This window comes from Actinacidiphila yanglinensis (assembly GCF_900107965.1).
In the GTDB taxonomy this organism is placed as follows: Bacteria; Actinomycetota; Actinomycetes; order Streptomycetales; family Streptomycetaceae; genus Actinacidiphila; species Actinacidiphila yanglinensis.
In genome coordinates this window covers 96,325-123,307 of record NZ_FNVU01000023.1, presented here as the reverse complement: position 1 = coordinate 123,307, position 26,983 = coordinate 96,325, and the positions used below count along the sequence as shown (strand labels likewise).

Genomic DNA, 26,983 nt, shown 5'->3' with positions numbered 1-26,983 from the left:
GACATGGGCCGCGGTCTGCGGCCTCCCCGGACCGGGAGCGCGGCCGGGGACCGGGGGTACCCCGCGACCAGGCCGGATCACCACACGCCGGTCCGCTGGTCGTCGAAGCTCGACCGCAGCCGGGCCATGAGGTCGGTCAGCCCGGTGACGTCCTCGTCGCTCCAGTCCCGCAACCGCTCGGCCAGCACGTGCGTGAGGCGTTCCGACATCTCGTCGAGCTGGTCCCGGCCCGCGGGTGTCAGGCTCAGGATGCGCGAACGCCGGTCCGTCGGGTCGAGGCTGCGTTCGATCCAGCCGCGCGCCACCGCCTGCGTGACGTAGCGGCTGGCGGCCGACGCGTCCACGCCCAGCAGTTCCGTGAGCTCGCCCACGCGCAGGTCGCCGTGCCGGTGGAGCACCTCCAGCACCGCGGCGGAACTGCGGGAGAGTCCGACCGGCAGGCCGCGCATCAGCCAGCGCGTCACCGATCCGACGGCGCTCAGCTGAGACTTCAGCTCTTCGTACTGGGCCTTCTCGGCCATGTGTGCCTCCCACACCATCCACTGAGGCGACCATCAGGCCGCCCGATCGCCGGCAGCGACGACCGGGCGGACCGCGCACCACGTGTGTGCCCATTAAATACGTGTCTCGGGTGTCCCCGCACCCCCCCCGTCAGGTGTGCGACCGGCGGGCGGGCCGCCCCCGGACCTGGCGAGCTCCCCCGTGAAGCACACCGGGCGGCCGGGGGGCGGCCCGCCCCCCGGCCGCCCGAAGGGCCACCGTGCCCGCGCAAGCGGGCGCACCCGCACCCCTTCAGAGCACCGCGTGCTCGGCCGCGCCCGGGAAGTCCGTGCTGAGCGCCAGCTCCCTTCCGGCCTCGAATTCGGCCCGGAGCTGGTCCAGTTTGACGCCGATACGCCGCTGGGCGTCGCTGCCCAGCACCACCCAGTGCCGCGGCTCGGGCGCTGTGACGGCCGCGTGGACCGCCTCCGCGGCCCGCTGCGGGTCGCCGGGGAACATCTCCGGGGTGAGGCTGCCCATCATGGCGCGGAACGCCCCGGACGTGACGGCGTAGTCCTCGATGGCCGGGCCGGAGACCTTCGTCCGGTTCTCGATGCCGGTACGGAAGGAGCCCGGCTGGATGATCATCGCGTGCAGGCCGATCGGTGCGATCTCCTGCCACAGCGCCTCGGTGAAGCCCTCCAGCGCGAACTTGCTGGACGAGTAGTAGCCGTTGGCGGGCAGGCTGGCCAGGCCGTCCATGGAGGAGACGTTCACGATGACACCGCTGCGCCGCGCGCGCATGCCGGGCAGCACGGCGCGGGTGAGCCCGACCGCGCCGAAGAAGTTGACCTCGAACAACCGGCGGTAGTCGCTCTCCTCCTGCTCCTCCAGGGCGCCGACGAAGTCGATCGCCGCGTTGTTGACCAGGATGTCGATGCCGCCGAAGCGCTCCTCGGCGGCCCGTACGGCGTCCGCGTGGTCTGCGGGCCGGGTCACGTCCAGCCGGACCGCCACTGCGGTTTGCGGGTGGCGCGCGGCCAGTTCGGTGGTGGCCTGGGTCGAGCTGGCCGTCGCCACCACCTGGTCGCCCTGGGCCAGGACGTGTTCGGCCAGGGCCAGGCCCAGTCCGCTGGACGCGCCGGTGATGAGCCAGGTCTTGCGGGACATGGGAATTCTCCTTGGATGATCGGATGAAACGGGGGTGCCGCCGAGACGGGGGTGCCGCCGAGACGTGTGTGCCACGGAGGCGGGGGTGCCGCGGAACGGTGCCGCAGAAACGGGTGTGCCGCGAAACGGGTATGCCGCAAAGGGGGTGCCGCGGAAACGGGAGCGCCGCGGAAGGGAGGGCACCGCGAAAACGTGGGTGCCCTCGGAAAAGGGGGAGGAGGCGTGCGGGGCGGTTACGCCGGGAAGTCCGCGGCGCTGCTGGCCCCGGCCCACTTCCTGGTCTCGGCGGCCCGCGCCTCACCCGCCTCCAGGGCCATCGCCACGGCCTGGGCGCCGAGCAGGAGCCGGCGCGGCGGATCGTCGTGGCCGGCCACGTCGACGAGCACCTGTGCCGCCCGGACCGGGTCGCCGGGCTGCGTGCCGTTGCTCCGCGCCCGGTACTCGTTCATGGCGCCGACGGTCTGCTGGTAGTCCGGGCCTACCTCGTGCAGTTCCATGGAGGAGCCCTGCCAGTCCGTCCGGAAGGCGCCGGGCTCCACGATGACGACCCTGATCCCGAAGGGCGCGGCCTCCCCGGCCAGCACCTCCGAGAAGCCCTCCACCGCGAACTTCGCGCTCTGGTAGGCGCCCATGCCCGGGGTGCCGCCCACCCTGCCGCCCAGCGACGAGAACTGCAGGAACGTCCCCGAGCGCTGCTCGCGCAGCACCGGAAGGGCGGCCCGGGTGACGTTGACGACGCCGAAGAAGTTCGCCTCGAACTGGCCCCGGAAGTCGTCCTCCGCCATCTCCTCGATCGGCGCGCTGTTGGCGTAGCCGGCGTTGTTGACGACGACGTCCAGGCGGCCGAAGGCGTCCACCGCCGCCTGCACCGCATCCCGCGCGGCGGCGGCGTCGGTGACGTCCAGGGCCACCGCACGCACCTGCGCGCCGTAGCGGGAGACCAGGTCGTCGAGCTGCTCGGGGCGGCGCGCGGTCGCCACCAGCCGGTCACCGGCCTGCAGAACCGCCTCCGCCAGGGCGCGCCCGAACCCCCGGGACGCCCCTGTGATCAACCATGTGCGGGTCATGTGGGATCTCTCCGTATCCAGATGGAAGCTGCTGTGAGCTGACATCCCCATCCTGGTGACCGGTCCAGCCGGTGACGACCGTCGTTTGACTGCCGAATCCGCCGCCCCCGGCCGGCCCGCACTGCCCAGGTGCGTAAGTCATCGCCGGGCGCCACGGCCACGGCCCGCCCCAGCCGCGCGAGGACGACCCGGCGCAGCCGCCCAGGGCACCCTTTTCACCGTACGCCCGCAGCAGGCGCCGCGCCTGCCGGAGCCGCACGGAACCCAGGAGGCGCCCACGCGGCACCTGCCCGGCGACCTACCTGGGATACACCCCTGAGCGGTGACGCAGTCATTCGACGGATGTGTGCACGCGACCCGCCCGCGGACACTGGCCGGGTGCTCGTCACCGGGCCGGGCCCCGAGACCGCCCGCCGCTGCCACACGTAAGGAAACACAACCGATGACCACCACGCCACGCACCGGCGCGCGGACCCGCGCCCGGCACAAGAGGAGCGCCGCCCGCGTACCGACGACGCACGCACCGGCGACGCTGACGACGCACGTACCGGTGACGCTGACGACGGACGCGCAGACGGCAGAAGCGAAGACCACGCCCGCGCAGATGACGCACCCGGAGATCATGCGCGCGCTGTCGGGCCTCCTGCTGGGCCTGTTCGCCGCCATCCTCTCCTCGACCGTCGTCACCAACGCCCTGCCGAGGATCGTGGGCGACCTGGGCGGCGGCCAGACCACCTACACCTGGGTCGTCACCGCCTCCCTCCTGGCGACGACCGCGTCGACCCCGCTGTGGGGCAAACTCGCCGACCAGTTCAGCAAGAAGCTCCTGGTCCAGTCCGCGCTGGTCGTCTACGTCATCGGCTCCCTGGTGGCCGGCCTGTCCCGCAATCCCGCGACGCTGATCGGCGCCCGCGTCATCCAGGGCCTGGGCGGCGGCGGCCTGTCCGCGCTCGCCCAGGTCGTGCTGGCCGCGATGATCTCCCCGCGCGAGCGCGGCCGTTACTCCGGCTACCTCGGGGCCACCTTCGCGGTCGCCACGGTGGGCGGCCCGCTGCTCGGCGGAGTCGTCACCGACACCAGCTGGCTCGGCTGGCGCTGGTGCCTGTTCCTGGGCATCCCCTTCGCGCTGCTCGCCCTGGTGGTGCTGCAGAAGACACTGAACCTGCCGGTCGTCCGGCGGCAGGTCAAGGTCGACTGGGCCGGCGCCTTCTTCGTCACCGCGGCCGTGTGCCTGCTGCTGGTCTGGGTCACCTTCGCCGGCGACAAGTACGCCTGGCTGTCCTGGCAGACGGGCGTCCTGGTCGGCGTGTCGGCCCTGCTGACCGCGGTCTTCCTGGCCGTCGAGACCAGGGCGAGCGAGCCGATCATCCCGTTGCGGCTGTTCCGTACCCGCACCACCACGCTCGCCTCCCTCGCCTCGCTGCTCGTCGGCACCGCCCTGTTCGCCGGCACCGTGTTCTTCAGCCAGTACTTCCAGCTGGCCCGCGGCGACTCCCCGACCCGCTCCGGCGTCATGACGATCCCGTTCATCGCGGGCCTGTTCGTGGCCTCCACGGTCTCCGGCCGGATCATCACCCGCACCGGCCGGTGGAAGGCATGGCTGCTGACCGGCGGCGCCCTGCTCACCGCGGGACTGGCCCTGCTGGGCATGCTCCGCCACGACACCCCGTATACGTTCATCGCGCTGTGCATGGCGCTGATGGGCCTCGGCGTCGGGATGACCCTGCAGAACCTCGTGCTGTGCACCCAGAACCAGGTCGACGCGAGCGACCTGGGCGCCGCCTCCTCCACGGTGACGTTCTTCCGCTCGCTGGGCGGCGCGGTCGGCGTCTCCGTCCTCGGCTCGATCCTCACCACCCGGATCGGCCACTACACCCGCGCGAGCATCACCCAGCTCAGTCCCGGCGACCAGGCGACCGCCGCGAAGTCCTCCGGCGGCGACGTGCCGGACCTCGCCCTGCTGCCCGCCCCCGTCCGCACCTGGCTGGAGGCCGCCTACGGCCACGCCATCGGGGACATCTTCATGTACGTCGCCCCGCTGGTCCTGATCGCCTTCCTGGTCACCCTGTTCATCAAGGAGGTCCCGCTGCGCGCCTCCAGCGGCCTGGCCCGCGCGGCCCAGGAGGCCCGGGCCGCGCAGGAAGCCCCGGCGGCACGCAACTGAGGCGCGTCAGGGCCCGGTCGCCTCGGCGAGTCGACGTGCGTGCGCCCGGGTCCCGTCGTCCATCGGGAAGAAGCACTCGATGCGCAGTTCCTGCAGCGTCACGTCCTGCGGGGTCCCGAGCGTCGTCACGGTGGAGAAGTAGTCGAACCGCCGGTCGCCGCGCACGTACCGGATCGGCACGATCGGCAGCACCGGCGCGGCCGCGTCCAGCGACCGGAGCGAGGCCGGCACCCCGGGGTAGTGCAGCACCTCCTCCAGGATCTGCTGGGCGCGCTCGTCGGTGACACCCCCGACCGCCTCCCGCCGCGCGCGCCGGACCAGTGCCTCGGCGACCTCCGGCCAGTTCGCCACGTGCCGGCGGACCCCGTCGGGGTGGAACATCCGGCGCAGCACGTTCGCCGGCCCGGGAACCGCCCCCGCCTCTCCTTCCTGGAGGAACGCGAAGAAGCGGCGGGCGGCGCCGTTGGTGCGCCGGATGTCCCAGCTGCGGTCCATCACCAGCGCCGGGAAGGGCTCCTGCTGTGCCAGGATGGTGTCGAGCGCGTCGCGGACGGCGGCGAGCGACGGCGCGTCCAGCTCCGATTCCGGGTACTCGGGCGCGAACCCCGCCTTGAGCAGCAGGGTGTTGCGATCCCGGAAGGGCACGTCGAGCACCTCGGCGAGCTTCAGCACCATGGCCCGGCTGGGGTTCGCGCGGCCGGTCTCCAGGAAACACAGATGGCGCACCGACACCGCCGCCTCACTGGCCAGCGCCAGCTGGCTCAGCCGCCGGGCGCCGCGCCAGTGCTTCAGAAGGGGACCGACCTCAGACACCGCTCGAGTATCCCGCAGTCCACGCGTGCGGCCGGACCGCCGCCTCCATGGCCGGCCGGGCGAGGTTCGCGGTGTAGTTCGTCATCACCGAGATCGCCACCCCGGTGATCACCTCGAACACCTGCTCCTCGGTGAAGCCGGCCCCCCTGAACGCCGCCACATCCGCCTCATCGAGCCGGCCCCGCTTGCCGATGAACGCCCGGGTGAGCCCCGACAGTGCCGCCATCCGCGGATCGGCGGGCACCTCCCCCCGGCGCAGCGCCTCGACCACGCCCGGCTCGACCCCGTCCGCGAGCGCCTCCAGCGTGTGGAACGCGACCGCCCACTCGCAGCCGTTGGCAACGGCGTTGGACAGCAGCAGCACCTGCCGTTCGTCGGCCCCGAACGTGCCCCCGCCCCGGAAATGCCCGAACGCGGAGAAGAACGTGTTCAGCAACGCCGGCGAGTTCGCCATCAGCCCGGCAGCGGCGGGCACGAACCCGAACGCCCCCTCCAGGGCCGCCAGCGGCTCCCTGGCCGCCTCGGAAACGGTCTCGACGGTCTGGATCTCGTATGTACTCATGCCCCGGAGTCTGCGCCGCCCCCGATGGCGAACCAATTCCCTCCGAGGTAAACGCCGGCGCCCGGCCGTTCAGCCGTTTCCCGGTGCCTCGCGCGGTGGGGGCCGGCACGCGCCGTCGGCCCCGGCCTTGTCCGGGGGGCCCGCCCGGACATGGAAGGGGCGGTAGGAGAAATTTTCTGGACTGGAAAGTCCATTCATTCGGAGGTGTCCACCGCCGGCAGCAGCCGGGCGAGATAGCGCAGGACCGTGGTCCGATCTGGATCGGTGAGGCGCAGACCGACGTAGCCGTCCGGCCGTATGACGAACAGGGTGTCACCGCCGACCGCATAGTCCGCTCGGGCATGGCCCGCGCTGTCGGCGAAGGCGTTCTCCCCGCCGCCGGGGACGGACACCCCTGCCCCGAGGAGATCGAACGCCCTGATGCCTGCGGGGAAGTGTCCGCGGAGCCCGGCGGCGACCGCGGCGCTGCGGGGACCGAAGGCGAGGACGGACGTGTGGGTGCCGCGCAGCAGGTCGAAGACGCGCACATCGGAGCCGTTCCCACGGGAGAGCAGCGAGTCCGGCGCACGGTCGCCCGCCTGCACGGCCGCTCCTTCCTGCCGCGGCGAGCCCACCAGGTCGCCGACGGGGTAGTGCACGGTCAACTGCCGCGTGTCGGAGCCGCGCTGCTCGCCCGGCACGAGTCCCTTGAAGCGCCCGTCGACGAGCCTGCCGGAGAGGTCCAGAACGTCCGCGGCGACCGGGAGCCGCTCCTGCTCGTAGGTGTCCAGCAGCGTCTGCGGAGCCCCGGCGAGGACATGTGCGAGCTTCCAGCCGAGGTTGTACGCGTCCTGGATGCCCGTGTTCATGCCCAGACCGCCCGCCGGCGCGTGGACATGGGCCGCATCGCCGACGAGGAACACCCGCCCCGTACGGTAGCGGTCGACCATCCGCACGTTGAACCGCCAGACGGACTGCCAGGCCACGCGCCTGACGCGGATGTCGGTCCGCCCGGTGCGTTCCTCGACCAGTTTCTGGATCCCGGCGGCCGGGACCTCCGTGCCCACGTCGGGCGCGACGGCAACCTGGAGCTGGAACGCGTCGGACGCCGCCAGCGGGCAGAGCGCCAGCAGCCCGCCGTCCGCACCGGGCCACCAGTGCCAGAAGTCGCGGTCGAGCCCGCTCAGTTCGACGTCGGCGGTGAGCATCCTGACGGTCTCGTCGGTGCGCCCCAGGAAGCCGGTGCCCAGCAGGCCGCGCACCGTACTGGAGGCGCCGTCGCATCCGACGAGGTAGGCGAAGGACCTGTCCTCGCGGCCGTGCGTGGTCCGCAGCGTGGCGTGCACGTTCCCGGCGTCCTGCTCCACCCCCGTGAGCTCGGTGCCGTACTCGACCCGTACGCCCAGCTCGTCGAGCCGCTCCCGCAGCGCCTCCTCCACCCGCCACTGGGGAACCAGCAGCGTACGAGGGTAGGGGGTGGAAGGGGTGGGATCTCCCGCGTCCGGGTTCACCTCGCCGACCCCCAGGACCGTCCGGCCCCGGTACTTGCGAATGGGCAGCCGGGAACGCCCCGTGGCCAGGATCCGGCCGGCGATCCCGAGATCGTCCATCACCTCGATGCTGCGGGGCTGCAGGCCCTTGCCCCGGGATCCCGCGGAGGGCCCGTCCGCCATGTCGACGATGCGGACATCGACCCCCCGGCGGGCCAGCTCGATCGCGGCGACCAGGCCCACCGGGCCCGCTCCCACCACGATCACCGGCCCGTCCTTCGTCTTCTGCGGCGCCATCTGTCGGTCACACCTTCTGCCGGACGACTGTGTCGCTCCAGCCTACGTCCGACATGTGTGAGGTAGACACGTATCTCAGGCACGGGAGGGAATCCCCGGCTCACCGCGTGCTGATCGCGCGCTGCCCGGGCATGCTTCTTCTTCGTCGCGCGGGAGGTGCTGCCCTCGCGTTGCGAGGACGGCGGAGGCGCACGCGCTGCATGCTTGTGCTCCGGTGGCAGCGAGATCCGGTGAGGAGTCCGACAGTGGGCGGTGGCGGTATGGAGTTCGCGCGGGTGCCGGGGAACCGGCCGGTGGTCGGCCACTTCCTGCGGCTGCGGCGGGACCCGCTGGGCTTCCTGGAGTCGCTGCCGGCGTACGGGGACCTGGCGCGGGTACGACTCGGCCCCTGGTGGGTGTTCGTGGCCTGCCACCCGGAGGTCGCCCACGAGGTGCTGACCGACTTCCGGCGCTTCGACCGCACCGGCCCGGTCTACGACAAAGTGCGCCAGGCCATGGGTGCGGGTCTTGCGACCGCCGGGTACCACGAGCACCGCCGGCAGCGACTGGTGATGCAACCGGCCTTCCGGCACGAGCACTTGCGCGGCTACGTCGAGGTGATGCGCGAGCAGGTGTCCGCGGCCACCGCGGCATGGCAGGACGGGCAGGAGCTCGACCTCACCGAGGCCATGTTCGAGCTGACCACCGGCGTGGCGCTCGCCACGCTGTTCTCGTCCCGGCTGGACATGCAGGAGACGCGCGAACTGCGCTCCGCCCTCGACGTCTTCCTCAGCGGCCTCACCTCCCGGGCGGCCCTGCCCGGCATCGGCCGGCTGCCGACCCCGGGCAACCGCCGCTACGCGCGGGCCCTCGCGCACTGGCAGGCCCAGGTCCGCCGGCTCATCGCGGGCTACGGCGAGCCGGGCACCGGGCAGGACGACCTGATGTCACGGCTGCTGGCGGCCCGCGACGAGGACGGCCGGGCCCTCTCGCACCAGGAACTCTCCGACCAGGTCGCCGTACTGCTGCTGGCCGGCGGGGAGACGACGTCGTCGGCCGTGGTGTGGGCGATCCACCTGCTGTCGGGCCGGCCCGACGTCCTCGCCGCGGTACGGGCCGAGGCGGACGCGGTACTCGGCGGCCGCGCCGCGGGCCTCGCCGACCTGCCCCGCCTGGAACTGACCGGCCGGGTCGTGAAGGAGACCCTGCGGCTCTACCCGCCGGGCTGGCTGACCCTGCGGACCGCCACCCGCGACACCACACTGGGCGGCCACCAACTGGCGACGGGCAGCATGGTGCTGGTCAGCCCCTACCTCCTGCACCGCCGTGAGGACTTCCACCAGGACGCCGCCCGCTTCGAGCCGGACCGCTGGCTCGAGGGCCCACCGGCCACGCGCGGCGCCTACCTGCCTTTCGGCGCGGGCGCCACCAAGTGCATCGGGGAGGAGTTCGGAGAGGCGGAGGCCACCGTGATCCTGGCGTCGCTGCTGGGCCGATGGGAGCTGACGCCGACCGGAGGCCCGGTCACGTGCTCGGCCCGACTCGTCCTCTCACCGGCATCGTTTCCCGTACGACTCACCGCGCGTACCCCTTCCGGCTGACCGGAACCACTCCGCGCCCTGAGAACGGAGACCTCTGGACGGTCAGGAGCCAGTCACCTCTTCCACCGTGTCGAGCGGGACTTCGATGCGGGTGTCGTCGCCGAAGATCCGCACGATCAGCTGTACTCGATTCCGCTCTTGATCAACGGCGAGAACCGGGCCCGTGTGCTGCATGAAGGGGCCACTGTTGACCAGGACGGTGTCCCCTGGCTATGGGACCGGGGTGGTCGACATGGTGACTCCGTGGCTGTGTGCGAGGGACCCACGCGCCCCGGACCGTGCGGATAACGGATGGCCCGGGGTGAGCGTGACGCGACAGGATGCAGCGCATGACATTGTCCACCCCCGAACTGCACACCGCCCGCCTGCGGCTGCGGCCCTTCACCGACACCGACGCGGCGCCGCTCTACGCGCTGCACAGCAACCCCCACGTGTTGCGGTACTGGGACTCCCCGCCGTGGACCGAACCGGCCCGCGCCCAGCGCTTCGTCGCGGCCTGCCGGACGATCGAGGAGGAGGGGACCGGTGCGCGGGTGGCGGTCGACCGTGCCTCCGACGGCGCGTTCATCGGCTGGTGCGGCCTGACCCGATGGAACCCCGACTTCCGCAGTGCCTCCCTGGGCTACGTCTTCGACGCCGCCGCGTGGGGCCACGGCTACGCCACGGAGACCGCGCACGCCGTCCTGCGGTGGGCGTTCGACACCCTGGACCTGAACCGCGTCCAGGCCGAGACCGACACCCGCAACCTGGCGTCCGCCCGGGTCCTGGAGAAGCTCGGCTTCGTCCGCGAAGGCACCCTCCGCGAGGACTGCGTCGTCAACGGCGACGTCTCCGACTCCTGGGTCTTCGGCCTCCTCCGCCGCGAATGGCCCCCGACGGCCACGCCGACGGCCCGCAACCAGAGTCCGTCTGACGGATGATCACCGGCCACGGGGTCGGGAAGAGCAGCTTCGGGACGCGGGCCTCGCCCCTGGAGCGGTTGGCGTGCATTCATCCTGGAGACCGACCCGGGCAGCAACGGTCACGTGGTGGCCGGTGCGATGTACGGGGCGGAGAGTTCCCTGCCCACCGGATGCAGCAGCTACCTGATTCCCGACCACGATCTTCCGCGGTTCCGCCCCGATCGGCCGCTGCCGCCGTCCGAACCGTTTACCGTCCACAGCCCTGTCCTGGGCGGTAAGGCCTATTCGAGCCGGGGGATCCGACGCTCGCTGCGGCACGGTGGCTTCACAGCCAGGCCAAGCTCGTTCTCCGCTCCGGCCGCCACGGACTGCTGTGTCGTCGCTACTCGGGCCGCGGCCGCCTCGACCTGGCGACGGCCGGACTCTCCTCGGCTCCAGACGAATGCGCGCCAACGACGTGGCGTGTCGCTGCTCCAGTTTCGGAACTCCTCGACCGCGACGTTGTCGGACAGCCGCCATCGGATGGTCCTGCCTGATGCTTCGGGGATGTCGGTGAGCCCGCCGAGTTGCTGGGCGAGTGCGAAACCGTCGACCGCGGCGGTGGTGCGGTCCCACGTCGCGAGCATGTCGGTGAGGGCGTGGGATTCGATGAGCGCCCCGATGGACGGGGCGATTTCGAGGAACCTGCCGCCTCCGTCGTCCACCCCCACTCGTCCGTCCGTGTGCACCAGATAGCGCACCGGGGAGGACACACGTTCCCCGAGCCAAGCGAAGTACCAGCCGTGGGCGGGGCCGGTCCACATGCCCTGGCCCAGGTCGTAGTGCCAGTCGCGAAGCACCTCCTGGCGCTTGTCCTCGACGGGGCAGCTGCTTCGCACTCGGTAACGGAGCCCGCCGTACCTCTGCGCGAAGCCCTCCCGGCGGATCACCAGCATCATGGGCGCAGGAATCCACCGGTCGTAGCAGTCCCGGATCCGCAGGAACTCGGTGGAGAGCCGGGGCTCCTGAGGATCATCTCGGCGGCCTGTTCGTTCCAGCAGGCTCTTCGCACGGGAGGAGAGACCACTGAGGTCGTCCAGGATGTGCATCCTGTACTTCTTTTCCCAGGACGGGGTGTGGATTCGCAGGACCGCACCCTACCGGGTCGAGGCGTTTCGGTGCGGTTCGAACTCCACCGGCCGCCACCGCGCTGGTTCCGCACGGACCTCCCGGACCGCACCACGGGGGACGCGGGATCCACGTGCTGGTCGGAATATGTAGCCCGGGGGACGGAGAGCATCATCCAGAATCGACGCATGGACGTCTCCGAGCTGCTGGAAGCTGCCTCGCTCCTGGTCCCCGAGGCCGTTGCCACCGAGAACGACGTCACGGTGAACGACGTCTGGGACTACCTCGCCCATGACGAGTGGGAAGTCGCTCTCGACCTGTTGGAGGAGCTTGGTGATGTCCACCCGCTTCCGCTCGTCTTCTGGCAGACCCTCGCCACCGCCGCCGAGCAGATGCGACTCGACAGGAGCGCGGCCTGGTGTCACTGGCGCTGCTTTGAAACCCGCAATGGCATCATCCGAGCCGACCTCACCCTCAGACCAGCGCACGAGGCCCGCCGGCAGACGCCCTTCTCCGGAGCCGGCGTCCTCCGACCGACGTGGAACATCGGAGCACCGACGGGCGAACCCGACCTCCACATAGCCGCTCTTTGGGTGGAGTTCATGCCCGTCGTGGAGCCCGGCGGCCGGGCCACGGTGCGTCTCGCCCCGCTCTCCCCGGCGAAGTGGCAGCAGCTTCAGCCCGGTCAAGTGATCACCATGCACGAGGACCGGACGGTCGCCGGAACGGCGGTCCTCCTGGAGATCGAGGGCCCGTCAGTCCCGCCCGAGCCAGCACCGTCCTGACACGGCGTGGGGCGCAGCAGCCCCTGTGAACCGCGCTCGCCCGAGCCGGTAGTCGCCGCCCAGTACTCCGCCGCCCAGCAGACCGAGCCGGGCATCTCAGAATCCCTGAACCGATCGCCCGCCCGTGGCAGGACCACTCAGACCTGGGGCTCGGCGTCCGGTGCCGAGAGTGCCGACGGGGTGGTGTCCGGGTACAGGCGTGAGGATGCTTCGGTCCACTGGGTCACGGAGCGGGCCACGTCGACGGCCTGATCGGTGTGATGGCCCCGGCCCGCCAGCCAGCTTTCGAGCCATGCTGCGAGGCTGTCTGCTTCCACGAGCCATCCGCGCGACAGGCTGTCGCGGGTGCGGTGGGGGTCAAAGAGGAGGACGGTTCCTTTCTCGCTCCTGCAGTCGACGCATGTGAACATGTTGCAGCCTCGATCAGCGATCGGTAGGACTCCGATGGGCCACGACCACCAAGGGCCCGCCGCCTCGGATGACGTTCTCCCCAGGTAGCTGCCCACCGCAAATTCCTCGTCCTCCGGATCCTCGCCGATGAGGGGGAGCAGTGGCCCGGGACCGAAGTTGCCGTCGCCCACCTGTCGGTAGAGCGTCGCCAGAAGAGGGTGGAGGGGAAACCCGAGCAGTCGCTCCGCTGCCTTCAACTGCTCGGGGCGGACCGGTGGGAGGGTGCTTCCGTTCCGGGCTGCCCTCGCAGCTGTACGGCCGAGCAACTCGTCGAATCGGTTCATGCCCGCAATCGTCCTTCACCGGCTTGGTGGCCACGGGACAGCCAGGGGTGGCTTCCACGCCTCGCCACGCTGCGCCAAGGGCAACCCCGCCAACAGCCCAAGCGGTCCCGCCCGCCGAATTTCATGCTGATCCGTGTGCAGAAGCTGTGTGCGGGTGGGGTCTGTGGGCGGGGCGGGTCGACAGATGCGCGAGTGCAGAACGTAGAGTTACGCTTCGGGTTCGATGGGTGATGCGGCGATCGACGAGGGGATCGGGTAATGGGGCTCCCGGACAAGGATCGACTGGAGAATCTGTGCCAGACGGACATGGAAGCAATAGAAGCCGAAATATCGGATATACGCGGCGCGATAAAGCAGGTCCACGCAGCGATGGGCGCCAAGACGTGGGTAGGGGGACCGGCGGATAAGTGGGCGACCGACTTCAACGGCCGGATGGGCGCTCTCAGCCGCTTGTTCGGCACGTTCCCGGACGAAGAGCAGCGCCTGATAGCGAAGGCACAGGCGAGTCAGGACGCCAAGGACCGGAAGGCTCGCGGCGCGGCGTAGCGCTCGCGGCAGGGGGGATTGCACATGACCGAGTACGCGGGAGTGGACCCGGATCAGTTGCGGACGTTGGCGGACCGACTGAAAACCCTGGCGGCCGCGCTGACCAAGGGCAATTCGACGATTCGCACTAACTTCGCCGAATGGGGCGGCACGCTCAACCTCGCCACGCTCCAGCAGTCGGCGCACAGTGTCGGAGACGACGCCCGCGACATGGCGTTGCGCGCGGACCGCGCCGCCGACCTCCTGGGCAAGCCGGGTAGCACGTTCTGCGCGGCGACCGGTGATCTGGTCAACCTGCCCTGGGACATCAAGGACATCGACATGAGCCAGGAGGCCCGTGACGAGGCGGCCGAACTGACGAAGGCCGAGGCTCATCCCGGCAGCGCAGCGTCGAAGAAGACCATCGCCGAGATCGGCCAGTCGCTGGCCGATCACGTGGACGACACCGCGTACATGACCGCGTTCCTCCAGGCCGGTGGTATCGCCGATGCCACCCAGGTGGCCGATACGCTGCTGGACAAGGAGAGCGCGAAAAAGGGCCTGCCGCTGAGTGAGGCATCGCAAAAGACTCTTGCGCAGTACGGCCATGCCACTCAGGTGATGACTGCCCTCGCGGTGAAAGGGGACTATCCCCAACCTGCCCCGAACTATCTTGCCCCGCTGACCAATCCACCGGACAGCGCTGTCTGGTCCACCAGCATGCTTTTCAAGTACGGCCCCTCCGGGGACAAGTGGGATCCCACGGTGCTGTCCGACGTCGGCACGAGAATGCTGAAGTGGCGCAAGGAGCAGGAAGCCACCCGCGGGGGACTGCGACCCGAGTACTCTCCCAAGACCCCGGGCATCCAGACGTGGTACGGGTACGGCCCGAGCCCCTACAGTGGGCCGCAGCCCCACGCCTGGTTCCAGGACATCGGGTTGAACCCCACCATGTCCGACCCGGATCACGGCGACGGCCTGACCGCAGCTGTCACCGCGAACGACCCCTCGCTCGCGGTGATGAACGCCATCGCGCAGAACGCCCAGGCGTCACGCGACCTGCTCACCAAGCCCGACGGCGCCGGCCTGACCAACGCCCGGGAACTCGTCGACCACAAGTGGCAGACGCCCGGCGCGCACGGCGGGACCGACGAGTCGGCACCGGTCGGGAAGATCCTCACCTTCGCCGCCACGGACCGCAGCCCGGCCCACATCGACCAATCGGGACAGGCCGCCGACAACATCCTCACCGCAGCCGCGAAGGAGAAGGACATCTTCTTTGGCGACAACGCCGAGGAGAAGAAGCACGGTTACCAGCAGGATTACCCGAACTACCCCAAGAGCATCTCCATGTCCCTGGCCGGCATCACCGGCACCTGGGCACAGGACCTCGGCAGCACCATCAAGACGGCCGACTCCGCATCCCACACCCACGGCTACGACACCCACCTGCATGCCCTCGGCTCCAACTCCGCGGACCTGGAGAACGTGATGCAGCTGTTCGTGCGGAACAACCCGGACGCTGCCGCCATGTTCGACACCACCCTCCACGAGCAGGTCTCCGAGGCGGCCGCCGGACCCAACCCCGACCATGACCTGCTCACCATCGGCAACACCGCGGGACTGTTCACCAAGGCGAAGGTCGCCGTCCAGTACACCAATGCTCAGCAGACCGACGAGGAACACAAGCGCAACATGGCCCTGCTCACCGAGGCGGGCGTTCTCTTCGGCTTCGTCCCCGCCCCGGGCGCCGCCGAGGTGCCAAAAGCGGTGGTCAAAGGGCTCAAGTACTCCCAGAACCTCGCGCTGATCGGCCGTACGATCGTGGCGCCGACCCAGGACCCCTTCTCCACGAACAACGCGGCCGGACAAGAGGCCATCAACAAGGACGAGGCACGCGACCAGTACAAGGGCTTCTCCCCGGCCGTCGCGCAGGGTCTGATTCGCTCGGGCAGGATGAAACCCCCGTCCGGGAATCCCTCGTGGTACGACCCGAAGACGAAGACCGTCACGACGGACGCGAACAACGACAACGACTTCAACACCTGGCTGGGGCATCAGGCCGTTTCGGACCCCTACACCCAGCAGTTCAAGAACGGCTTCGACGACCAGGAAGGCTCGGTGGATGGCAAGTAGGGCGCGTGCAAGAGCCGTTCGGCGCATGGGTCTGCTCGGCGCCCTGGCCGGATTGCTGCTCGGCTGCTCGGGTGGCGGCGGTAAGCACCACTCCGTGGGCCTGCCGGACCCGCCGCTGGGCAAGGTGGCCGCGTTCGACCTGAACACCCTCAGCGCGCACGACGACATCGACCGCGTCCTCACCGACACGCCCAGCCTGACTCATGTCGCCTCCGACCGCGCGGGGAACGTCTACCTGATGGACACCGCCGGCGACACCCCCGACATCCTGCGCCTGACTCCAAAAGGCGTGGTGAGCCGATTCGCTCCGATTCCGTCAGGGAGTACGCCGATCGCAATGGCCGCAACGTCGACCGGTGTTCTGGCGGTCGCACGTCAGGGTGGCCTCCTGCGCGTCGACCGGCACGGCGCCGCCACCTGGCCCACCGGCCACCGATTTACCACTCCCGTCCCGATCGGCAGTCGCCCCGACGGCTCGCTGGTGGTGCTCGACGCCGACCGCGCCTGGACGGTCAAGGACGGCCACACGACCGCCTTGACCGACGCACCCTCACAAGCGGTCGAAGCCGGTACCGTTGACGGCTCGGGCACCGTGTACATGCTCCAGAACGGACCCACGATCGGCGACCTCCAGGTCATCCCCGCAGGGACGAACCCGCACCCACTCCACATCACCGGCCGCGTACCGGGGAGCCCGACGCCGATCTCCGCACTCACGCTGCGCACCATCGCCCCCGCCGGCAGCGACGGCTTCTACGCGGTGGCGGACAACACCGGAGGCACCGCCTCCTACCTCGTGCACGTCAAGGGCGCCAAGGCCGCGGTGCTGGTACAAACCCCGCTGAGCCACGACGAATTCGCGAAAGGATGCGCCACCGGAAAGCAGTACCCGGCCCTCGACAACTCCTGCGCGATGCCGTGGTTCGCTCTCCCACTCGGCAGCAAAATTCTCCTCACCGGCCAGTCCAGCCAGTCCACCCCGACCCCCTCCCTCGTCCTGTCGGCCGCCTCGACAGCAGCCACCACGCAGTGAGCCGGAGCGGCCCGTGACGACCTCGGCCGTGCGTTCCCGACCCTCGCTCCGCACCGTGCGGGCAAGCGGCGCGGCCCTCGCGGTACGGAACCTGCTTGCGGACGAATCCGTGGCCCGCGAGGGTCCCGGGGTGACCACGATCTTGGGAGACAAGCACACGTTCGCCATCGAGGTGGGCGAGTGGGACCACGAGCTGTGCCGGGTGGACATCTGGGCCGCAGGGATATGGCTGACCTGCGACGACAACATGGCCTTCGCCAGGCAGTTTCGCCGCGACGTGCTGGACACGGCCGCCTGGCTGCGATCCGGCATGGCCTCCGCGCTGCCGTTCGACGGCCTGTCGCCACAAGCCGCGCACCGGCGTCTCATGCTCCGCGCCGGAACTGATGACGAAAGCGAGGCCGACTTCGAGTTTCGCAGCCGGTTCCGGGTCATGAACTGGGGACCCACGACGGACAACGTGACTGCCCACCACTTCCAGGACCAGGACAGCTCGCTCATTACCCTGCAGTTCCGGCGGGACGAGCACCTGCTCAAGCATCCTGAGCATGCGGGCGAGGTCTTCCTGGCCAAGATCTCGACCGAAGAGTTCGTTGGGATACTCCACGACCTCGTGGCCGTCCTCGACAACGGACAGAGCCAGGGCCGGCCATGACCATCTGACGAGGCTGCGAAGCCTCCGAGGGCCGCACCGGCACGGTGGCCCCAACGGCTACCGGTGTTGCCGCGAAGGTGCACGACCCGCTCGTCGGCTTGCGTGTCAGTACCCACGACTACGGTCTCGGCATGACTGATCTTGAGGCCACGGCGCGTGTGCGCGTACGCAGTGGATGCCCTGTCGAGCGTTTGGTGTGCCATCCGCGCCTTCCTCTCGTGGCCGGCCTGGACGGGGAGCGTCCGGCGGTCCATGTATGGAGCTGCGAGGCGGGGCAGTTGCGCGAACTCGGCTCTGTCGGCTCGGAGTCGGATGGCTATGGCGATGCCTTCAGCTGGGAGCGGATCGTGCGGACGCCCGCACTGGCCTGGCATCCCGGCGAGCCGCGGCTCGCGGTGTCAGCCGGCGAGTCCGGCGTGGTGCAGTGGACCCCTTCCGGACGGTCCGCGGTGGACGGTGTTCCCCCTACCACCGAGTACCGAAGGTTGGCATTCAGCCCGGACGGCGGGACGTTGTGGGCATCGCCGTCCTCAAGCGACGCGTGGGACAGCTCGGACGTCGTCGACCTGACTTCAGGGACCGTCGGTTCGGGCCCGGCGTGGGACACCGGCGTGGCCCACCACCCCGGCGGCGGGCTGGTGGTCACGCTGAGCAGCGACCAGGGCGCGACACACGGCCTGTTCGCCCGGGTCGATCCGGGGGCCGCGTCCGGTGCGATGCGGCTGCTCCGACGGGCCCTGATCCTGGACGTCGACGGTTACGAGACCCCCCTGTTCAGCGCGGACGGGCGTCACTTCGCGATCCGAGGCAACGCCTACGGGAACACGCTTGACGTGTTCGCGTTCCCGTCGCTTCAACGCGTCCTGTCGACGACCCTCGGCGAGCCCAGCCCCGGCTACCCCTATCCGCAGGAGTGGCTCGACCAGATGCGCGCGTGGTCGCGGCACAACCTCGCGTTCGGAGCCCGGCCCGGCGTGCTCTGGGTCGGGGCACCCACAGGAGCCCTCTTCGAGGTCCACATCGAGACGTCGCGTGTGGTCGAGCACCGCCTGGTCGCCGGGTCTCCCGTGTCCGCGCTGGCGGCCACGGCGTCGGGCGAGCTCGTCCTCGCGAGCGGTGGCGGCGAGCTCGTCCTCGTGTCCGTGCGGTCCGACCTCGAGGAGACCCGCGCCCCGGATGACGGCGACGCGTCCACCGCCGCGGCGTCCGCGGTCGCGGAGTTCCTCGACGCGACGTCCGAAGTCCCCGAGGGCGGCGACCTGGACGAGCACCTCCTCCTCACGGACGGGGAGCGCACCTGGAACTCGGACGACCTGGCAACGGTGCACGCCGCAACGGAAGAAGATCCCACCTGGCTCCGGCTCCGAGCGGCCGTCAACAAGGTGTGCGACGCGCAGACATGATCGACCGGGCATCGACGTGACCCTCGACGCCACCGCCCGCCCGATGCCGCACCATGCCGGGCCGATCCGCACCATGGCGGGCCGGGGGCATGGCGCCCCCGGCCCGGTTCTCAGTAGGCGAAGCGCTCCAGCCCGGTGCCCCAGGCGTTGATGACCCACCCGGTGCGGGTGGCCGGATCCAGGAAGAGTCCGTGGCGGCCGGTGAAGTCGAAGTTGGAGCCGGCAACGGTGGAGTCCACCAGGTTGGCCACCGGGTGGCGGGCCAGGACCTTGCCGGTGGCCGGGTCCAGCACGGTGATCTCGCTCATCGCGTTGTTGTCGGTCTCCACTCCGCTCTCGTAGAGGCTTCCTTCCACCGCCACGTGGTGGGTACTGTCCAGGGCCGGCCAGACAGGTCCGCGGGTGCCGGTGTCCGCCGTGGCCGCGGGGGTCAGCGTCTTCTGGTCGGCGGTCAGCCAGGTGCTGGTGGGGAAGGTGCCGCTCTCGGCGTCGGGCTGGGCGGCGCCGACGGCCCCGTAGAGGGTGTCGCCCTTGCCGTCCGGCAGGAGGGCCGAGACGCACATCGGCAGCGAGGTGACGGGGGTGACGGTGCCGGTGTCGAAGTTCGCGCCGACCGCGCCGTAGAAGACCCGGCCGGACAGGCACGGGCCCATCGTGCCGCCGGTGGCGACGAACACCTCGCCGGTGGAGGCGTCCACGGAGACGCTGTTGTAGGAGCGGTACAGGTTGTTCGGGTTGAGGGCCAGCGGCGTGCCGACCTGCCCGGTGGCCATGTCGACCGGCCAGACCCGGCTCAGCCCGCTGTCGGGCTCGTAGGTGGTGACCAGGCCGCGGTGGCGGGCCGCATCCACCGTGCCGCCCTCCAGGTAGCCGCTTCCGGTGATCAGATCGGACAGCGCGGTGACCTTCACAGCGGTGCCGGTGGCGGGGTCGGCCACGTCGATCTCGCCCTGCGAGCCGGCGAACGGGGTGTGGATGATCAGGGCGTGCCCGCTGGCCGGGTCGGTGCCCAACACCTCCTGCATCGTCTGCCCGTCGGTGGATTCGGCGAAGGACGCCCCCGCGGTACCGGTGGCCAGGTCGTACCCGGTGGTGGCCGAGCGGTCCAGGTGGTAGACCTCGCTGCCGCCGGTGTAGGTGAAGGCGTCGGTGGAGATCAGCGCCTTCCCGCCGGAGACGGTGAAGCTCTCGACGGTTCCGGTGAGCTGGTCGCCGTCGCGGTACTGCAGGAAGGACGTCGGGGACGCCTGGCCGATCGGCGACCCGTGCCGGGTGGCGAGCACCCGCACCGGGTACTGCAGCCCGGTCGGCAGCTTGAGGGCGGACAGGTCCAGGACGGTGTGCCCCTTCTCCGACGGCAGCTTGACGGTGAGAGTGGAGGCGTGGTTGAAGCCGTCGTCGTCGCGGCGGCTGCCGTTCTGGTTGGTGGCGGTGTTCAGCGAGCCGTAGAGCGTGGGCCCGGGCGACATCACCTCGAACTCGGCGCCGTCCGCGCCGGGCACGGCGGTCGCGTCCCACGTCACGGTCGTCCTGGGCGCGTTGCGGTCGGCGTCGGCCGCGTGCGCGAGGGTGTAGTCGCCGGCGCTGAGCAGCGGTGCGGACGGCCGCTGGTCGGCGGCGGGCCCGATCCGCAGGGCGCGGAAGTCCCCGTAGACCGGGAGCACCCCGGCGATCTCGGCCTGCTGGACGCCGACACCGTAGAGTCCGGCGCCGCCCGCGGTGAAGGCCGAGGCGGGGATCGTGACGGTCCCCTTGGTCCCGGTGAGCGGGGCGGACCACTGGACGTTGAAGTCGTCCACGGCCGCGCTCGGCGTGTAGTGGCCGACGGAGGAGAGCACCAGGCGGGGGCTGTCCACACCGCGCACGCCGGTGAGGTCGTAGGAGACGGTGACGGGCCGGCCGAGCGGGGTGGCGCCGGGAGCGGCCGGGGCGAGCGCCTGGGCGTAGGTGCCGTCGTCGGCGAGGAAGGTCAGCTTCTGCGACAGCTGCCCGACGACCTTGTCGCCGTGCAGCGCCTGGAAGGTGACGGGCACGGTGCGGGCGGTGTCGGAGGCGAGCGGCAGCCCGGCGGCGCCGAGGATCTGGGCGGGTGTCAGGCGCAGGCTCGGCGTCTTGGTGGTGAAGGAGGCGCTGCCGACCCGCACCCGGTAGGTCAGGCCGTCCCGGTCACCGGTCAGGTCCAGGCCGAGGGTGATCGGCGCGACGGCGTTCTGGCCGGAGGGCGTGCCGTTGGCGTCGGCGGGCCCGGCGAGGTCGATCGCCGCGGGGTCGGTGGACTCGGTGAAGGCGGTGCCCGAAGTGGTGGGCAGCAACTGCCGCTGGGCCACCGACAGCCGTACGGGCTGCGGCGCGATGCGGTAGCCGTGGGCGAGGACCTTCTCGAAGGCGGCGGTCACGTCGAGCTGCGTGCCCATGGAGAGGGGCTGGTCGGCCTGTGCGGGCGCGGCGATGGGGCTGCCGGTGGACACCAGCAGGTCGCGGACCTGGCGCGGGGTCATGCTCTGGTGGGTTGCCTTGGCGGCCTGCAGCACGTCGGCGACGGCGGCGGCGATCTCGGGGGCGGAGGCGGAGGTTCCGCCGTTGAGCACGACCTCGACGTCCTGCGCCGCGCAGGGGCTGGAGGTGCACACGTGCATCAGGGACGGCAGGTCGTCGCCGGGGGCGGCGAGGTCGACGCGGGTGCCGAAGCCGGAGGAGAAGCCGGTCGAGCCGTTGTAGCGGGTCGTCGGGTAGACGCCCTGCCGCGTGTCGGCAGAGGTGAGCGTGTCGTCGGTGGTGGTGGCGCCGGCCGCGATGACGCCGCTGTCCACCACCTGCGAGGGCGTGGTCGTCGGCTCCACGTCGTCGATGTCGGTCTGGGCGCCCGCCTTGGTGGTGGTGTCGGTCGGGGTGCTGCCGCCGTCGGGGCCGACGGAGACGGGCAGGGCGAGCCGCGTGCCGTCGTTGGAGGAGACGACCACGGCGATCCCGGACTTCACGATGGACGTCAAGGTGGCCCGGATCGTCGGGTCGTCCTCCAGGTAGCGTCCGGGAAAGCCGATCTCCTCGTCGGTGCCGAAGCCGAGACTGGCGGTGATGACGCTGGGCCGGGGCTTCTGATTCGCGGCGGCCTTCAGGGCGGCGGCGATGCCCGCGTAGCTGGCCTCCTGCGGCACCACCAGGCGGTACTGGGCGCCGGGCGCGATGCCGAGCAGGTCGGTCGCGCCGCTGCCGGTGGCGTCGGGCCGCTGCTGGTCGTGCGGCAGCGGGGCCATCATCGAGAAGTCGAGCAGGACCTCACCGAGGTTGGGGTCCTCACCCTCGACGGAGCCGAGCGGATCGAGCCGGCCGTCGTTGTCGGCGGTGTAGGTCGGGATGAGCGGCATCGACGGCTCGTCGAGGTAGCGCTGGCCGTCCTCGACGACGGTGGTGGGACCGTACGCGCGCACGTAGTCGTCGCCACCGTCGGCCATCGACTGGTCGGTGAGATCGCCGATGGAGACGTTGGTGACGATCTGCCCGGCGCCGGGCAGGGCGTGCAGGTAGGTGTTCGCGTCGGCGAAGGTGCCGGCGGCGTCCACGCCCTGGGCGTTGAGGTACGACTGGAAGGACGTGCTCAACCCGTCGTTGGCGGGCAGGCCCGAGGACTCGGCGGGCTGCGGGGCCTTGCGGGCGTCCTGCCGCAGGGCGGCCTTGGCCGCGGTGGGCAGCGTCACAGGCCCGGTGTTCATCGCCTGGATCGGGGCCTGTTGGGCGGCGGTGTCCTGCCGCGTGCCGAGGGTGTACGACGCCGCGCGAGCGGTCCTGGCGCGGGCGGTGAGCGCGGTGGTGGAGGGGGCGAGGGTGGCCCCGAGCCCCGTGCGGCCGGCCGAGCGCGGCACGGGGAAGGCGCGGGTGCGGCCCTGCGGGTCGGTGAGCGTACCGGTGCCGTCGTCCGACCAGAGCACCTTCGATCCGTCGGCGAGGGTGAGGCTGTGGGCGGCGGGTGGTGCGGCGGCGGAGCCGCCGTCAGGTGCGGCAACGGCGGGGCCGGCAGCCACGAGAGGGACGAGCAGGGCCAGCGCGGCGGCGGCCCTTCTGACCTGTCGATGCATCAACGTGCTCCTTGGGCCGGGGACTTCGGGGGCGACGCGTGTGCGGCTCCGTCCGCGTCGGGGGAGCTCGTGCGGTCCTTGCCGCTGTGAAGGCGGAGGAAGGCGTGGTTGCTGTGGCGGCGTGCCGGGGTGCGCGAAAGGCCAGCCGGTGCGTGGTGGAAGGACGCTGATCACCTTGCGGCGGGAGTGCCACCAGGGACAAGGGAACGCAAGTGCGGCTGAGTGCAGTTGCGCTTTCGCGCGACGCGAGGGGTGTTCAACGGCCGGGAGTTGGCACCGGGATGTCCCAAGTACGGCGGTTAAGGGGGCCTGTTGTGGGGGGCGTGGGAACGCTCCCCCGCCGAACGGGCGGGTGGGGCAGCCGGGTTACGATCACGGCACCCCCCACTCCCACCGGTGAACGACAGCAAGGGGCCCCGATGGCCGCGGAACCGCAGATCCCGCGCGCGCCGCAGGTTTCCTGGAGCGGGCTGGGCCTGCCGCCGCTCGCGGGACGGGTCCTGGAGTACCTGGTCGGGCATCCGGAGACGGCACCCGGCGAGGCGGCGGCCGCGCTCGGCACCTCAACCGCCGCTGCCGCACGGGCCCTTCGCCTGCTGGAGTCGGCGCTGCTGGCGGTGCGGCTCAGCGGCCGCGAGGCGCGCTGGAGCGCCAGCCCGCCGCGCCCGGCACTGGGCAGCCTCCTCGCACGTCGCCGCGAGGAACTGGCGAGCCTGGAGACGTACGCCGAGCGGCTGCACGAGGTGCACATCTCGGTGACCAACCACCGTTTCGCCTCGGACCAGTTCGAGATCCTCGACACCGAGGAGCGGATCACCGCGCGCTACGCGCACCTGCTGCGGGCCGCCCGGCACGAGGTGCTGCACCTGGTGATGCCGCCGTACGTGGCGGCGGTCGACGGGGTGCCGGACCGTCTGGAGGTGCAGGCGGCGGCGATCCGCGCGGGGGTGCGCTTCCGGTCGGTGTACGACAGCGACACCCTCTCCGACGAGGTGTCGCTGGAGACGGCGCGGCGCGGTGTCGAGATCGGCGGCGACGTGCGGCTGTCCAGCGGGCTGCCGATGAAGCTGGTGCTCTTCGACGGCTCCACCGCGATCATGCCGCTGAGGCGCGACGACCCGGCGGCCGGCTCGCTGCTGGTGCACTCCCCGACGCTGATACACGTGCTGGCGGCCCTGTTCGAGAGCCTGTGGGAGCACGGCGTGCGCTGGGGGCCGGAGGCCCATCCGGACCCGCCGCAGCCCGCCGCGGACCTGCCCCACCCGCGGGCCCGCGAGGTGCTGCGGCTACTCTCGCTCGGCATGAAGCAGGAGACGATCGCCCGCACGCTGGGGGTGAGCCGGCGCACCGTGCAGAAGGACGTCAGCGACATCGGCATGGCGCTGGGCGCGCGCAACCGCTTCCAGATCGCGCTGCTCGCGCGGGAACGCGGCTGGCTGGCCCCGGGGCGCTGAGGCCGCAGGTCGCCCGGTGGCGGGCGGCCCCAACCGCCCGTCGCCCGCGGTCCTTTCGGCGCCGCTGCCCCGCCGCTGCCCCGCCGAGGCGGCGCCGTCCCGGCACTCGGTTCCGCGCGTTCTCCTGCGTTCCGCACTTCTGGCATGATGCGTTCCCAGTGGCCAGGGAGGTCCCTGGTGTGGGCAGGGAGGGCCGTGTTCGACATCCTGGAACCGGAGGACCCCCGGCAGGTGGGGCGGTACCGGATCGTGGCGCGGATCGGCGCCGGCGGTATGGGCCAGGTGTACCTGGGGCGTTCGCCCGGTGGCCGTCCGGTCGCGCTCAAGGTGGTCCGCCCGGAGCTGGCCAGGGACGGGGAGTTCCGGCGCCGCTTCGCCCGTGAGGTGACGGCGGCCCGCCGGGTCAACGGTGCCTTCACCGCCGGTGTCGTCGACGCCGATCCCGAGGGTTCCCCGGCCTGGCTGGCGACCGTCTACGTATCCGGGGTGTCGCTGGGGGAGGCGGTGTCCGGGCACGGCCCCTGGGCGGCCGGGCCCGTGCTGGCGCTCGGCGCGGGACTGGCCGAGGCGCTGGAGGCGATTCACGCCGCCGGAGTCGTGCACCGCGATCTGAAGCCCTCCAACGTGCTGCTGGCCTCCGACGGTCCCCGGGTGATCGACTTCGGGATCTCCACCGCGAGCGAGGCCAGCGCGCTGACCCACACCGGCATGACGATCGGCACCCCCGGTTTCATGTCTCCCGAACAGCTCACCGGCGGGTCCATCGGCCCGGCCAGCGATGTCTTCGCCCTCGGCGCCGTGCTGGCCTACACCGCCGCCGGCGTCGGCCCGTTCGGCTCCGGCACCCCGCACGCCCTGCACTTCCGCGCCGTGTACGAGCAGCCCGATCTCGGCGCCCTGCCGCCCGGGCTGCGCGAGATCGTGGCGGCCTGCCTGGCCAAGGAACCCGACCGGCGGCCGACCGTCGCCGACCTGCTGCACCGCATGGCCGCCCCGGCCGGCGCGGAGGCGGCCGAAGCGACGCTGTCGCTCACCGCGTCCGATTGGATGCCGGACCCGGTCAACCGGCTCGTCCTGGCGCGGACCGCCACCGCACTGCCCCGCGCGCCGGGCCGGATTCCGGACCCGGCTCCGCCCGCGGCCCCGACCCCTACCGCGCCGGACGTTCCCGCCGTGCCGCCGGGGCCGACCTCCGACGCGGTGCCCGCGCCTCCCGCGCCGCCAGGGATATCCTCCTCGCCGACGGCACCCGCCGGCGCCGACCCCGCGACGGCGGGCCCGCGGATGGACGAGGCGCCCACCCGGACTGCGGACCACCCTGCCGGGGGCGGCATCGGCCGTTCCGAACCGGCGCACGAACCGGCCGACCCCGAACCGCTGGTGCACTCGTATCCCGCCGGGACCCCACCCCCCATGACACGGCGCGGCGCACTCCTCGCCCTGACCGGTACCGCTCTCGCCGCCGGCGCCGTCGTCGCGGTGTGGAAGACCTCCGACGGGGGTTCCGGTTCCGTCGGCAGCCCCTCCGCCGTGGGTTCATCCGCACGCCGGCCCGTCCGTACCACCCCGCCGCCCCACCGAAATCCGGGCGAGCAGATCTGGGCGTTCACCTCCGGCGGCGAGGTGCACACGTCGGCGACCGTCGCGAACGGCATGGTCTACTTCGGCAGCAACGACCAGAGCGTGTACGCGGTGGACGCCGCGACGGGGAAGCAGCGCTGGGCGGTACCCACCGGCAACGTGGTGTACTCCACGCCGGCCGTCGCGAACGGTGTGCTCTACGTCGGCACCGCCGACAACGGCCTGTGGGCACTGGATGCCGCAACGGGCAAGAAACGCTGGACCTTTCACACCGAGAGCCTGGTCAACTCCTCGCCGGCCCTGGCCGCCGGTGTCCTCTACATCGGCTGCGACGACGAGCGCCTCTACGCGGTGGACGCGGAGACCGGCAAGCAGCGCTGGAACTTCCGCTGCAAGAAGGACGGCATGGTCGATGAGGCGCCGGTCGTGGTCAACGGCACCGTCTACTTCGGCAGCGACGACAACTCCCTGTACGCGCTGGATGCCACGACCGGCAAGAAGCGCTGGGCCTTCACCACCGGCGACAGCGTGGACCTCCGCCCGGTCGTGGCGGGCGGCCGGGTCTACGCCTCCAGTGACCGCCTGTACGCGGTGGACGCCGCGACGGGAAAGCAGCACTGGGCCCTCACCGGCCAGAAGTACAAGATCCCGGGCGCGGGCTACCGGCATTTCGGGGCACCGACGGTGGCGGGCGGCGTGGTCTACGTCGGCGACGAGATCCAGTACGTGTTCGCGCTGGATGCCGCGACCGGCAAGAAGCGCTGGACCTTCGACACGGGCAACAGCGTCTTGTCCGCCCCGACGGTGGCGGGTGGTGTGGTCTACGTCGGCAGTGACGCCAAGAACCTGTACGCGCTGGACGCGGTGTCCGGCAAGAAGCGGTGGGCCTTCCCCACGGACGCCGAAGTGCAGGTTTCCCCGAGGGTGTCGGGCGGCGTGGTCTACGTCGGCAGCAACGACTACAAGGTGTACGCCATCCAGACCTGACGGCGT

20 protein-coding genes and 1 pseudogene are annotated in these 26,983 nt (G+C 71.2%); 11 read left to right on the top strand and 10 right to left on the bottom strand.

Annotated elements, in window-relative coordinates; translation table 11 throughout:
* Positions 1-77: 77 nt before the first annotated feature.
* The 3 genes from C4U44_RS34895 to C4U44_RS34885 form a co-directional block, all read right to left on the bottom strand.
* Entirely contained in the window at positions 78-521 is a 444-nt protein-coding gene (locus C4U44_RS34895) for a MarR family winged helix-turn-helix transcriptional regulator (protein ID WP_103890092.1), read from the bottom strand.
* Positions 522-792: 271 nt separating this feature from the next.
* Positions 793-1,650 (bottom strand): SDR family NAD(P)-dependent oxidoreductase, encoded by an 858-nt coding sequence (locus C4U44_RS34890; RefSeq protein ID WP_103890091.1) that lies wholly within the window; start codon positions 1,648-1,650, stop codon positions 793-795.
* A gap of 233 nt (positions 1,651-1,883) precedes the next feature.
* Complete coding sequence (locus C4U44_RS34885) at positions 1,884-2,717, bottom strand: oxidoreductase (RefSeq protein WP_103890090.1); 834 nt, start codon at positions 2,715-2,717, stop codon at positions 1,884-1,886.
* Between the two features lie 604 nt (positions 2,718-3,321).
* Between C4U44_RS34885 and C4U44_RS34880 the strand changes: the two genes are divergently transcribed.
* The gene (locus tag C4U44_RS34880) at positions 3,322-4,881 is read left to right on the top strand and encodes an MFS transporter (RefSeq protein WP_103890106.1); all 1,560 of its coding nucleotides are present in this window, start codon (positions 3,322-3,324) and stop codon (positions 4,879-4,881) included.
* 6 nt (positions 4,882-4,887) lie between these two features.
* On the opposite strand, the gene C4U44_RS34875 is transcribed toward C4U44_RS34880, so the two are convergent.
* The 3 genes from C4U44_RS34875 to C4U44_RS34865 form a co-directional block, all read right to left on the bottom strand.
* The gene (locus C4U44_RS34875) at positions 4,888-5,694 is read right to left on the bottom strand and encodes a helix-turn-helix domain-containing protein (protein WP_103890089.1); all 807 of its coding nucleotides are present in this window, start codon (positions 5,692-5,694) and stop codon (positions 4,888-4,890) included.
* Complete coding sequence (locus tag C4U44_RS34870) at positions 5,687-6,256, bottom strand: carboxymuconolactone decarboxylase family protein (protein WP_103890088.1); 570 nt, start codon at positions 6,254-6,256, stop codon at positions 5,687-5,689. The genes C4U44_RS34875 and C4U44_RS34870 overlap by 8 nt, the downstream gene beginning before the upstream one ends.
* A gap of 194 nt (positions 6,257-6,450) precedes the next feature.
* Positions 6,451-8,022, bottom strand: a complete 1,572-nt coding sequence (locus C4U44_RS34865) for an FAD-dependent monooxygenase (RefSeq protein WP_103890087.1) — start codon at positions 8,020-8,022, stop codon at positions 6,451-6,453.
* A gap of 245 nt (positions 8,023-8,267) precedes the next feature.
* Between C4U44_RS34865 and C4U44_RS34860 the strand changes: the two genes are divergently transcribed.
* A complete protein-coding gene (locus tag C4U44_RS34860) occupies positions 8,268-9,602 on the top strand; it encodes a cytochrome P450 (RefSeq protein WP_160145170.1) in 1,335 nt (444 codons plus the stop codon).
* 42 nt (positions 9,603-9,644) lie between these two features.
* Here the strand turns inward: C4U44_RS34860 and C4U44_RS34855 are convergent.
* Positions 9,645-9,800: pseudogene (locus C4U44_RS34855) on the bottom strand (hypothetical protein); the annotation flags it as partial.
* Between the two features lie 131 nt (positions 9,801-9,931).
* On the opposite strand from C4U44_RS34855, the gene C4U44_RS34850 reads away from it, so the two are divergent.
* Positions 9,932-10,522, top strand: coding sequence for a GNAT family N-acetyltransferase (locus C4U44_RS34850; RefSeq protein WP_103890084.1), 591 nt, complete (start codon positions 9,932-9,934; stop codon positions 10,520-10,522).
* Between the two features lie 263 nt (positions 10,523-10,785).
* Here the strand turns inward: C4U44_RS34850 and C4U44_RS34845 are convergent, their stop codons facing one another.
* A complete protein-coding gene (locus C4U44_RS34845) occupies positions 10,786-11,592 on the bottom strand; it encodes a hypothetical protein (protein ID WP_103890083.1) in 807 nt (268 codons plus the stop codon).
* Between the two features lie 207 nt (positions 11,593-11,799).
* Here C4U44_RS34845 and C4U44_RS34840 point away from each other — a divergent pair, with 207 nt between their 5' ends.
* Positions 11,800-12,396 (top strand): hypothetical protein, encoded by a 597-nt coding sequence (locus C4U44_RS34840; RefSeq protein WP_103890082.1) that lies wholly within the window; start codon positions 11,800-11,802, stop codon positions 12,394-12,396.
* A 137-nt stretch (positions 12,397-12,533) separates the two neighbouring features.
* Here the strand turns inward: C4U44_RS34840 and C4U44_RS34835 are convergent, their stop codons facing one another.
* Positions 12,534-13,130, bottom strand: a complete 597-nt coding sequence (locus C4U44_RS34835) for an SMI1/KNR4 family protein (RefSeq protein ID WP_103890081.1) — start codon at positions 13,128-13,130, stop codon at positions 12,534-12,536.
* A gap of 258 nt (positions 13,131-13,388) precedes the next feature.
* On the opposite strand from C4U44_RS34835, the gene C4U44_RS34830 reads away from it, so the two are divergent.
* From C4U44_RS34830 to C4U44_RS34810, 5 genes are all read left to right on the top strand, one after another.
* Complete coding sequence (locus tag C4U44_RS34830) at positions 13,389-13,676, top strand: hypothetical protein (RefSeq protein WP_103890080.1); 288 nt, start codon at positions 13,389-13,391, stop codon at positions 13,674-13,676.
* 24 nt (positions 13,677-13,700) lie between these two features.
* Entirely contained in the window at positions 13,701-15,791 is a 2,091-nt protein-coding gene (locus C4U44_RS34825; protein ID WP_103890079.1) for a hypothetical protein, read from the top strand.
* Between the two features lie 25 nt (positions 15,792-15,816).
* Positions 15,817-16,824, top strand: a complete 1,008-nt coding sequence (locus C4U44_RS34820; protein ID WP_103890078.1) for an NHL repeat-containing protein — start codon at positions 15,817-15,819, stop codon at positions 16,822-16,824.
* 130 nt (positions 16,825-16,954) lie between these two features.
* Complete coding sequence (locus tag C4U44_RS34815) at positions 16,955-17,479, top strand: hypothetical protein (protein WP_103890105.1); 525 nt, start codon at positions 16,955-16,957, stop codon at positions 17,477-17,479.
* 218 nt (positions 17,480-17,697) lie between these two features.
* Positions 17,698-18,882 carry a hypothetical protein gene (locus C4U44_RS34810; protein WP_235032588.1) on the top strand — a complete coding sequence of 395 codons (1,185 nt, stop codon included), beginning with the start codon at positions 17,698-17,700 and terminating at the stop codon, positions 18,880-18,882.
* Positions 18,883-18,992: 110 nt separating this feature from the next.
* Here C4U44_RS34810 and C4U44_RS34805 read toward each other — a convergent pair whose 3' ends face one another.
* The gene (locus C4U44_RS34805) at positions 18,993-22,955 is read right to left on the bottom strand and encodes a S8 family serine peptidase (RefSeq protein ID WP_103890077.1); all 3,963 of its coding nucleotides are present in this window, start codon (positions 22,953-22,955) and stop codon (positions 18,993-18,995) included.
* Between the two features lie 419 nt (positions 22,956-23,374).
* Between C4U44_RS34805 and C4U44_RS34800 the strand changes: the two genes are divergently transcribed.
* Together C4U44_RS34800 and C4U44_RS43355 are read left to right on the top strand one after the other, a co-directional pair.
* Positions 23,375-24,409 (top strand): helix-turn-helix transcriptional regulator, encoded by a 1,035-nt coding sequence (locus C4U44_RS34800; protein WP_103890076.1) that lies wholly within the window; start codon positions 23,375-23,377, stop codon positions 24,407-24,409.
* Positions 24,410-24,604: 195 nt separating this feature from the next.
* Entirely contained in the window at positions 24,605-26,977 is a 2,373-nt protein-coding gene (locus C4U44_RS43355) for a serine/threonine-protein kinase (RefSeq protein ID WP_265737359.1), read from the top strand.
* Positions 26,978-26,983 lie beyond the last annotated feature (6 nt).

Coding starts and splice junctions, on each gene's coding strand:
- C4U44_RS34895 (WP_103890092.1), bottom strand. CDS start 521: ATGGCCGAGAAGGCCCAGTACGAAGAGCTGAAGTCTCAGCTGAGCGCC.
- C4U44_RS34890 (WP_103890091.1), bottom strand. CDS start 1,650: ATGTCCCGCAAGACCTGGCTCATCACCGGCGCGTCCAGCGGACTGGGC.
- C4U44_RS34885 (WP_103890090.1), bottom strand. CDS start 2,717: ATGACCCGCACATGGTTGATCACAGGGGCGTCCCGGGGGTTCGGGCGC.
- C4U44_RS34880 (WP_103890106.1), top strand. CDS start 3,322: ATGACGCACCCGGAGATCATGCGCGCGCTGTCGGGCCTCCTGCTGGGC.
- C4U44_RS34870 (WP_103890088.1), bottom strand. CDS start 6,256: ATGAGTACATACGAGATCCAGACCGTCGAGACCGTTTCCGAGGCGGCC.
- C4U44_RS34865 (WP_103890087.1), bottom strand. CDS start 8,022: ATGGCGCCGCAGAAGACGAAGGACGGGCCGGTGATCGTGGTGGGAGCG.
- C4U44_RS34850 (WP_103890084.1), top strand. CDS start 9,932: ATGACATTGTCCACCCCCGAACTGCACACCGCCCGCCTGCGGCTGCGG.
- C4U44_RS34845 (WP_103890083.1), bottom strand. CDS start 11,592: ATGCACATCCTGGACGACCTCAGTGGTCTCTCCTCCCGTGCGAAGAGC.
- C4U44_RS34840 (WP_103890082.1), top strand. CDS start 11,800: ATGGACGTCTCCGAGCTGCTGGAAGCTGCCTCGCTCCTGGTCCCCGAG.
- C4U44_RS34835 (WP_103890081.1), bottom strand. CDS start 13,130: ATGAACCGATTCGACGAGTTGCTCGGCCGTACAGCTGCGAGGGCAGCC.
- C4U44_RS34830 (WP_103890080.1), top strand. CDS start 13,389: ATGGGGCTCCCGGACAAGGATCGACTGGAGAATCTGTGCCAGACGGAC.
- C4U44_RS34825 (WP_103890079.1), top strand. CDS start 13,701: ATGACCGAGTACGCGGGAGTGGACCCGGATCAGTTGCGGACGTTGGCG.
- C4U44_RS34820 (WP_103890078.1), top strand. CDS start 15,817: ATGGGTCTGCTCGGCGCCCTGGCCGGATTGCTGCTCGGCTGCTCGGGT.
- C4U44_RS34805 (WP_103890077.1), bottom strand. CDS start 22,955: ATGCATCGACAGGTCAGAAGGGCCGCCGCCGCGCTGGCCCTGCTCGTC.
- C4U44_RS34800 (WP_103890076.1), top strand. CDS start 23,375: ATGGCCGCGGAACCGCAGATCCCGCGCGCGCCGCAGGTTTCCTGGAGC.